Here is a 9112-nt window from a genome sequence, read left to right as displayed (position 1 = left end):
GCCTGCGCCTGCTCGCGGCTTTGGAATTCCAGCTTGTCCAGCTTGGTCAGGCCGTCGACCAGTTCCGCGACCTTGGGGCCGAATTTCTCAGCCAGCTCGCTCTTGGTAACCCCCTGATCTTCGATCACGTCGTGCAGCAGCGCCGCCATGATCGATTGCACATCCAGCTTCCAGCCTGCGCAGATCTCTGCCACGGCTACCGGATGCGTGATGTACGGCTCACCGCTCTGACGATACTGACCGAGGTGAGCTTCGTCGGAGAAGTGGAACGCCTCTTTCACCAGCTTGATATCGGCCGGCTTCAGGTACGACGACAGCTTCTCGGTCAACCCCGAGATGGAGACGACCTGTTGACGCGGTGGCGTAGCTGGCTGCGAGGTCGGGCCGAACAGATGCCGATAGGTCTGCTCCAGCACCGCATCGATGAAGAGCTCATCGCCAGTCGCGTCAGGCTTGGCCTCTTGCGCGGCGCCTTCGGCAGCTTGCGCCTTGTGCGACTTAGGCGACTTCGGCAACAGCGCAGACCGCTCGCCTACCAGGTCCGCACCACGCGGGTCAGGCAGGTTCGGCGCCCCCGTGCGAGGCGACGCGGGGCCGGAAGCGGAAGTCGGCATGGGAACAAGAGAAGCAGTGGAAGACCCAGGCAGCGGTGTAGAACCACTCGCCACGTCCGACGTGTTGCCGGACGACTCCGCCGGCGGCACGTTGTGCTCGTGCGTGGCGGAGCGTTGGGTCCTGTGCGAAGAAGAAGCGGGCGAGGTAGGCATGCCGGGGTCTTGTGCGTTCGCGGCTTTCACATCCATGAAAGATCGCTAGAACGATCAGTGACCAAGGCAGCGTACCACGCCAGGTACTGCGTCAGCTCAGGACGGAACCTTTTTGAGCATTTCGATACCGACTTGGCCGGATGCGATCTCGCGCAGCGCGGTCACGGTCGGTTTGTCCTTGGCATCGACCTTGGGCGTGTGGCCTTGCACCAACTGACGGGCGCGGTACGTTGCGGCCAGCGCCAGTTCGAAGCGATTCGGAATCTGTTTCAAGCAATCTTCGACGGTAATACGCGCCATGAAAACTCCACCTGGTGGCAAATCTTGTTGATATCGGTATTTTAGCAGCAGCGCAGCACTCGGCCCGGACAGCACCTCGGCGCGGGCCCTACCACACTTTTACAAAAGCGCCGGAAAACGCCGGCACTTCATGTCGTTCAGTGAATGCCCAGCTCGACGAAAAGCTCGCCGTGGCGCGCCTTCTGCGCACCAAAGCGTAAGCGCGTGGCCTGTACCACCGTACGCAATTCAGTGAGCGCGGTTTCAAACACTTCGTTGATGATGATGAAGTCGGCCTCGGGTGCGTGTGCCATCTCGGAACCCGCAGCGAGCAAGCGGCGCACGATCACGTTCGGTTCGTCCTGGCCGCGCTTCTTCAGGCGATCTTCCAGCGCCGTGAGCGACGGCGGCAGGATGAAGATCTCGACCGCATTGGCAAACCGCTTGTGCACCTGTTGCGCACCCTGCCAATCAATCTCGAGCAGCACGTCGGTGCCGGCGCGCATCTGTTCTTCAATCCACACGCGCGAGGTCGCGTAGTAGTTGCCGTGCACCTCGGCCCATTCGAGAAACTCGCCGCGATCACGGCAGGCCTTGAACTCCTCGACGGTCATGAAGTTATATTCACGGCCGTGTTGCTCGCCTGGACGCGGCTGGCGCGTGGTGGCCGAGACCGACAGGCGGATCGACGGATCCTGCGCCAGCAGCGCATTCACCAGCGTCGATTTGCCGGCGCCGGAGGGTGCCACGACCATGAACAGGCTGCCCGGAAAATGATTCTCGATGGGCGTATCGACGGCAGAGTGCGCTTGAGGGGATGGCATGTTCTAGTGCTGTTGTTCTGGGGTGTTATTCGAGGTTCTGGACTTGCTCGCGCATCTGCTCGATCAGCAGCTTGAGCTCCATTGATGCATCGGCCAGTTCCTTGGCGGCAGCCTTGGAGCCCAGCGTATTCGCCTCGCGGTTGAGCTCTTGCATCATGAAGTCCAGGCGCTTGCCGATCTGACCGCCCTTCTCCAGGATGTGGCGCGTCTCGCGCAGGTGGGCCTGCAGGCGCGAGAGTTCTTCGGCGATGTCGATGCGGATGCCGTAGACGGTCGCTTCCTGGCGGATGCGCTCGGACAGTTCATCGCGCGTGAGCGCCGGTGTGCCTTCGGGCGCGGCCAGCCCAAAGGCCTCGCGCAGGCGCTCAGTCAGCTTGTCCTGGTGTTGCTGGATCAGGTTCGGCACCATCGGCGACAGCTCTTCGACAATCTTGAGCATGGCGTCAACGCGATCTAGCAACATCGCCTTGAGTGCATCACCTTCGCGACGGCGGGATTCCAGAAGTTGCTTGAGCGCCTCTTTGGCAGCGTCGACAACGGCATCGCGCAGCGCATCCTGGGTCAGCTCAGGTTCAGCCAGCACGCCGGGCCAGCGCAGGATTTCGCCCATGCGCAGCGAACCCGACGCGGGCAGATAGCGCGTGACTTCCTGTTCGAGCTTGGCCAACTGTTGCAGCACGCCGACATTGAGCGCCGCCACATCGCTGGCGGCTTCCTGGCGCTGCAGGTTGATCCGGCATTCCAGCTTGCCGCGCGACAGTGCGCTCATGAGCATCTCGCGCAGCGCCGGCTCAAAGGCACGGCACTCTTCCGGCGCGCGGAAGAACAGATCGAGAAAACGCGAGTTGACGGTGCGGAATTCGACCGACACGGTGGCGACGTTGCCGCTCGGTGCACCATGGGCGTCGGTAAAGGCTGCCTGGCGTGTAGCAACGCCGTAGCCGGTCATGCTGTGGATCATGAAATCGAGGTGTCTTTTTAGAGGTGCTGGATGCCCGGCGTGCCGCAATGCAGACCTCGGCAGGCTAAGAATTGGCGGGGAATCCCCCACCTTTTGTCGCTTTACAACGTGTGGACGGGTCAGAGAAAATCCGACAGCCATTTCGCCACACAAACCCATGACAGAGTCAAAAGGCTCAGGACAGCCACGCAGTGCACCGTTGCCGGTCGGCACCCTGCTGTCCAATTACCGTATTGTAAAGAAGTTGGCCAGCGGGGGGTTCAGCTTCGTCTATCTCGCCACCGATGAGCATGGGACGCCGGTGGCCGTGAAGGAATATCTGCCGTCTTCGCTGGCTCGTCGCTCGCCCGGCGAATTGATTCCTGTCGTGCCGGAAGAAAGCGCGAGCGCGTTCCGCCTCGGGCTCAAATACTTCTTTGAAGAAGGCCGGTCGCTTGCCCGTATCTCTCACCCCGCCATCGTGCGCGTGCTCAATTTCTTCCGGGAGAACGGCACCGTCTACATGGTGATGACGTACGAACAGGGCAAAACCCTGCAGGAACACATCCTCAACGCACGCCAGCAGGGCAAGCTGAAAATGCTGCGCGAGCGCTTCATCCGCCAGGTCTTCCATGACCTGATGAGCGGCCTGCGGGAAGTCCATATCCACAAGCTGCTGCATCTCGATATCAAGCCGGGCAACATCTACCTGCGCGAAGACCATTCGCCGATCCTGCTCGACTTTGGCGCCGCACGGCAGACGCTTACTGCTGAGGCCTCGCGCTTCCAGCCGATGTACACGCCGGGATTTGCCGCACCGGAGCTGTACCGCAAGCACAACGAACTGGGGCCGTGGACCGACATCTACAGTATCGGCGCCACCATCTACGCCTGTATGGCCGGCACGCCACCGCAGGAAGCCACGCAACGCGAAAAAGAAGACAAGCTTGAAGAAGGCCTGGAGCGCCTGCGCAAGGTCTACACCAGCAGCCTGATCGACCTGGTTGGCTGGTGCCTGAAGATGAAACCGGACGAACGCCCGCAAAGCGTCTTCCGCCTGCAGAAAGTGCTGCGCGAAGAGAGCAACGCGCTGACCGAATTGCAGGCCCTGACCGCCGTCACCCAGGGTGGCCCCATTCCAGAAGAAAAAGAGGCGTTGACGACGCGTTTCATGAGCCTGTTGCGCCGCCGGGACAATTGACCGCCGGGCTGCCTCCGGCGGGCGGAGTATGATTTCAAAACGGTGCTGCGCTGGACGGGACCAGTCACCGCACCGCTTCCCTTTACCGAATACTCAATAGCCGCAATGCGATTCTCGGTCTATCAAGAAAGCAAAAAAGGCGCGCGACGCGTCAACCAGGACCGCATGGGGTACTGCTTCACGCGCGACGCCATGCTGATGGTGCTGTGCGACGGCCTGGGAGGGCACTCGCTGGGTGAGGTCGCGGCCCAGCAGGCGCTGCAGACCATGGCACGCCAGTTCCAGCGCCACGCACGTCCGTCGATCCGCAATCCGCACGACTTCCTGCACGAGAGCATCATGCTCGCGCACCGCGACATCCACCGCTATGCCGAAACCAACGGCCTGCCGGATGCACCGCGCACCACGATCGTCTGCGCCCTGGCGCAACGTGGCTCACTGCACTGGGCACACGCGGGCGATTCGCGCATGTATCTGATGCGCAAGGGCGCACTGGTGACGCGTACGCGCGATCACTCCAAGATCGAAAACCTGTTGCAGCAGGACCGCGTGCTGCCGATGCAGGTCGCGCATCACCCCGAGCGCAACAAGATCTATAACTGCCTGGGCTCGCCCAACCTGCCGCTGATCGACATCGGCGGTCCGGCCAATCTGGAGCCCGGCGACGTCGCCATGCTGTGCTCCGATGGCCTGTGGGGCAGCGTGCAGGAAGACGAACTGGTTGACACCTGCACGAGCTTCTCGGTCACGCAGGCGATTCCGGAACTGATTGCCCGCGCACTGCGCAGCGCCGGCGACACCGCCGACAACACCACCGCCATCGCCATGATGTGGGAATTGGATGCGGTGACCACCACGCAGGACTCGGTGCAGACCGACACCCTGCCGCTGAACGCTTTCACCACCTCCATCCTAGATGCGCCAGGTGGTGAGTCGGGCCTGATGTCGGAAGAGGAAATCGAGCGCTCCATCGCCGAGATCCGCGCCGCGATCGACAAGACCAGCAATCTGACGCGCTGAGCGTCACCCAGCAACATTAGACCCTGCCCACGATCCGTAGCGAGCGGTCCGAGGTTGGTCTGAGAAGCACAGCCGCACATGGGTACGGCGAGCATCGCAAGGCCAAGATCGGATCGCGCAGTAAGGATCGTGGGCAGGTTCTCGCCGGCCCGCCCTGCCAGGAGCAGCGCGGGCCGGTATCATGTCGGGCTATCCGTTTTCTCAAGCGAGACCCCTCATGCGTCCCAGCGGCCGTCAACCCGACCAACTCCGCCCCGTCACCCTCACCCGCCACTTCACGCGCCATGCTGAAGGCTCCGTGCTGGTGTGCTTTGGCGATACGCAAGTGCTCTGCACGGCCAGTGTGCTGCCCAAGGTACCGCCGCACAAGAAAGGCAGCGGCGAAGGCTGGGTGACGGCCGAATACGGCATGCTGCCGCGCTCGACGCACACCCGCTCTGACCGTGAGGCCGCACGCGGCAAGCAGACCGGCCGCACGCAGGAAATCCAGCGCCTGATCGGTCGGGCGATGCGTTCGGTGTTCGATCTGGCGGCGTTGGGCGAATACACCATCCACCTCGACTGCGACGTGCTGCAGGCTGACGGCGGCACGCGCACGGCCAGCATTACCGGTGCATTTGTGGCGGCGCATGACGCCATCTCTGCGATGCGCGCGAAGGGCCAATTGCCCGAGGGCGCACAGCCGATCCGCGACTTCGTCGCTGCGGTATCGGTGGGCGTGGTCGACGGCTTGCCGGTGCTCGATCTGGACTATCCGGAAGACTCCGCCTGCGACACCGACATGAACGTCGTCATGACGGGCAGCGGCGGCTTTGTGGAAGTGCAAGGCACCGCTGAAGGCACGCCCTTCACGCGTACCGAGATGGACGCCCTGCTGGGCCTGGCCGACCAGGGCATCCGCACGCTGATCGGCCTGCAGAAGCAGGCGCTGGGCCTGTGAGCAAAGTCGCCATGCGCAAGATCGTTCTCGCTTCCAATAACGCCGGCAAGCTGACGGAGTTCAACGCTCTGCTCGCCCCGCTCGGATTCGACGTGACGCCGCAACGTGCGCTCGGCATTCCAGAGGCAGAAGAGCCCTACGCAACCTTCGTCGAAAACGCGCTCACCAAGGCGCGCCACGCGAGCCGCGCTTCCGGCCTGCCCGCACTGGCGGATGACTCCGGCATCTGCGTGCATGCGTTGGACGGCGCACCGGGCGTGTACTCCGCGCGCTATGCGCAACTGGCCGGTGAAGAGAAATCCGACGACGCCAACAACGCCCGCCTCGTGCGCGAGCTGGCCGGCAAGACCGACCGCGGCGCGCACTATGTTTGCGTGTTGGTCTACGTACGCCACGCCGATGATCCGCAGCCCATCATTGCCGAGGGCAACTGGTTCGGCGAGGTGATCGACACACCTCGCGGCGATGGCGGCTTTGGCTACGACCCGTACTTCCTGCTGCCCAACCTCGGCAAGACTGCCGCTGAGTTGTCCAAAGCGGAAAAGAACAGCGTGAGCCACCGTGCACAAGCGCTCGCGCAACTGGTCGAGCGACTGCGCCTGTTTGAAAACGCCTGACGTTGCGATGATCCCGATTTACCCTGCCGGCGCAACTAAGACGCCTTCCGCAACCGCCGCCGAGACCGGCGACAAGGTCACCTCCGTCTTCCTGCAACCGGGCAAGATCAACCTGCCGGGCTCGCCGCCGCTGTCCTTGTACGTGCATGTGCCGTGGTGCGTGCGCAAATGCCCGTACTGCGATTTCAATTCGCATGCGGAACCCGACCAGGGCATTCCGGAAGAACGTTTTCTCGCGGCCGTGCGACAGGATCTGGAAGCTGCGCTGCCGATGGTGTGGGGCAGACATGTGCACACCATCTTCATCGGCGGCGGCACACCTAGCCTGCTGTCTGCGCAGGGGCTGGACCGGCTGCTGTCGGACATCCGCATGCTGCTGCCCGTCGATGCCGATGCCGAGATCACGATGGAAGCGAACCCGGGCACGTTCGAAGCCGAGCGCTTTCGCAGCTATCGCGCCAGCGGCGTGAACCGTCTGTCGATCGGCATCCAGAGCTTCAACGACGCGCACCTGCAGGCGCTGGGGCGCATCCACAGCGCGGCTGAAGCGCGTGCCGCCATCGACATCGCCCGCGCACACTTCGACAACATCAACCTCGACCTGATGTTCGCCCTGCCCGGCCAGACGCTGGCCGAGTGCGAGGCTGATGTGGAAGCAGCACTGTCATTCGATACCAACCACGTGTCGCTGTATCACCTGACGCTGGAACCGAACACGTATTTCGCCAAGTACCCGCCTGCGCTGCCGGATGACGACACGGCGTTTGGGATGCAGGACTGGATTCATGCACGGCTGGCTGCGGCGGGCTACGAACACTATGAGGTCTCGGCGTATGCGAAGGCGGGCAAGCGCTGCAAGCACAACCTAAACTACTGGCAGTTCGGCGATTACCTCGGCATCGGGCCGGGCGCGCACGGCAAGCTGAGCTTTCCGCACCGGGTCATCCGCGAGATGCGACACAAGCATCCGGACACGTACCTGCGTCAGGCCGAAACAACAGGCGGCGCGGCCGTCGTGCAGGAGCAGCGCGAAGTCGACGCGGCGGATCTGCCGTTCGAGTTCATGCTCAACGCGCTGCGCCTGACGGACGGCTTCCCCGTCACGCTGTTCCAGGAGCGCACTGGCCTGCCGCTTCGTATGATCGAGCGTGAACTCGATGCCGCCGAACAACGCGGTCTGCTCTCGCGCGACCACGTGGCGATCCGCCCGACCGAGCTGGGACAACGATTCCTGAACGATCTGCAGGCATTGTTCTTGGCCGACGACGAAAACTGACGGTTGCCGACTGTTGCATTGCGCGATGTGCCGTTACAATGGCGGCCTTGCGTGTAATGCGCAGCGAAGTGCAAGGAAGCGTGGCCGAGTGGTTTAAGGCAGCAGTCTTGAAAACTGCCGATGGGGTGACCCATCCGTGAGTTCGAATCTCACCGCTTCCGCCAGTCCCTTTCCCCTCCCCCGTCACGCCAACGGTCACGCCAACGCCCCGAGCAGCACATCCGTGCCTTTTCGCGACGCGTCAATCGCACGGGCAGTCGTCTCCCGCAACACCGCCTCATAGCCGGCAATCGCCGCGTCGAGCCCCACTCGCCCCTGCCGCACCTCGCCCAGCCATGCCGCCAGATTGGCCGCGTCCGTCAGCGCCGTGTTAGCGCCCAGGCCACCAGCGGGACTCATCGCGTGGATCGCATCACCGAGCAAGGTCACGCGGCTGCTTGCCCACGGCACCAACGATTGTGTGGCACGCACCGGCAGCATGACGGTCGAGGCCGCGTCCCCGTAGGCAAACAGCGCACGCAGCCCGTGCGCCCACCCCGCGGCAAGCTTCGCAACGCACGCATCGGCGCTGCCACCCGCCTCCAGCCGGTGGTTCTGTGCAATCACCGCCCAGTACAGATACGGCTCCACTTCGCTCAGCCCGGGCTGAAGCTGCGCAGGCGACATCGCAAAACGCATCGCATCGATGATGACTGCCAGCCCATCGCCAAAGACGATCGTCGTATTCCCCGGCAGTTGATCGTCGATCCGCGCCAGCGCGGCAGGCGTCAGATACGTCTTGCCGTAGATGACGGAGGCATCGGTCAATGCGGGCTCTGCCGCCGGCAGCCGCTGCGCCCGCACGCCGGAGTGCACGCCATCGGCGCCGACCAGCACGTCAGTCACGAGCGTCGCGCCATCGTCAAACGTCACTTCGATACGCCCGTCTTCACGCGACCGGTGACGGATATGCCCGCGGCCAAAATGCACCCACTTGCCGATTCCGTCGAACAACACCTCGCGCAGCGTCTGGCGGTGGGCGTTCAGGTCTGCGGGCTCGGCGGCATCGTCGTCGTGCCACGAATCGACCCAACGGCCATCCACCGGACGCAGATACGGGTCGAACAGGTTCACGCGGCGTGCCGGCACCGCGCAGGTCTTGCGGAACAGCGTGTAGCGCGTCGGTGGCAAACAGTCCTGCAGCGCCCGTTGCCCGGCAGCATCGATACGGATGCGATAGCCCTGCGGACGGCTGCCCATGGCGGCGTC

General features: G+C 63.4%; 10 protein-coding genes and 1 tRNA gene. 6 read left to right on the top strand and 5 right to left on the bottom strand.

The annotated features are described in order from the left end of the window. The 4 genes from JHD73_RS24630 to JHD73_RS24615 all read right to left on the bottom strand — a co-directional run. Positions 1–614, bottom strand: a 614-nt coding sequence (locus tag JHD73_RS24630; protein ID WP_199032798.1) for an HD domain-containing protein, incomplete at its 3' end; no start/stop codon positions are given. Positions 615–863: 249 nt separating this feature from the next. After that, positions 864–1067 (bottom strand): DNA-directed RNA polymerase subunit omega, encoded by a 204-nt coding sequence (gene rpoZ, locus JHD73_RS24625; RefSeq protein ID WP_004630929.1) that lies wholly within the window; start codon positions 1065–1067, stop codon positions 864–866. A 137-nt stretch (positions 1068–1204) separates the two neighbouring features. Then, the gene (gmk, locus tag JHD73_RS24620; protein ID WP_199032797.1) at positions 1205–1870 is read right to left on the bottom strand and encodes a guanylate kinase; all 666 of its coding nucleotides are present in this window, start codon (positions 1868–1870) and stop codon (positions 1205–1207) included. A 25-nt stretch (positions 1871–1895) separates the two neighbouring features. Beyond that, positions 1896–2831 carry a YicC/YloC family endoribonuclease gene (locus JHD73_RS24615; protein ID WP_199032796.1) on the bottom strand — a complete coding sequence of 312 codons (936 nt, stop codon included), beginning with the start codon at positions 2829–2831 and terminating at the stop codon, positions 1896–1898. A gap of 157 nt (positions 2832–2988) precedes the next feature. On the opposite strand from JHD73_RS24615, the gene JHD73_RS24610 reads away from it, so the two are divergent. The 6 genes from JHD73_RS24610 (at position 2989) to JHD73_RS24585 (ending at position 8028) form a co-directional block, all read left to right on the top strand. Beyond that, entirely contained in the window at positions 2989–4011 is a 1023-nt protein-coding gene (locus JHD73_RS24610) for a serine/threonine-protein kinase (RefSeq protein ID WP_199032795.1), read from the top strand. Positions 4012–4116: 105 nt separating this feature from the next. Continuing rightward, positions 4117–5031, top strand: a complete 915-nt coding sequence (locus JHD73_RS24605) for a PP2C family serine/threonine-protein phosphatase (RefSeq protein ID WP_199032794.1) — start codon at positions 4117–4119, stop codon at positions 5029–5031. Between the two features lie 217 nt (positions 5032–5248). Beyond that, a complete protein-coding gene (gene rph, locus JHD73_RS24600; RefSeq protein WP_199032793.1) occupies positions 5249–5971 on the top strand; it encodes a ribonuclease PH in 723 nt (240 codons plus the stop codon). Positions 5972–5982: 11 nt separating this feature from the next. Then, entirely contained in the window at positions 5983–6588 is a 606-nt protein-coding gene (gene rdgB, locus JHD73_RS24595; protein ID WP_199032792.1) for an RdgB/HAM1 family non-canonical purine NTP pyrophosphatase, read from the top strand. Between the two features lie 7 nt (positions 6589–6595). Beyond that, complete coding sequence (gene hemW / locus JHD73_RS24590; protein ID WP_199032791.1) at positions 6596–7864, top strand: radical SAM family heme chaperone HemW; 1269 nt, start codon at positions 6596–6598, stop codon at positions 7862–7864. Positions 7865–7938: 74 nt separating this feature from the next. Beyond that, positions 7939–8028: transfer RNA gene (locus tag JHD73_RS24585), tRNA-Ser, on the top strand. Positions 8029–8059: 31 nt separating this feature from the next. Here the strand turns inward: JHD73_RS24585 and JHD73_RS24580 are convergent. Then, a partial coding sequence (locus tag JHD73_RS24580; RefSeq protein ID WP_199032790.1) for an NAD(P)/FAD-dependent oxidoreductase occupies positions 8060–9112 on the bottom strand: 1053 nt, incomplete at its 5' end.

Source organism: Ralstonia sp. ASV6 (assembly GCF_016429285.1).
GTDB classification, from domain to species: Bacteria; Pseudomonadota; Gammaproteobacteria; order Burkholderiales; family Burkholderiaceae; genus Ralstonia; species Ralstonia flaminis.
This window is presented reverse-complemented; position numbering and strand designations above follow the sequence as displayed.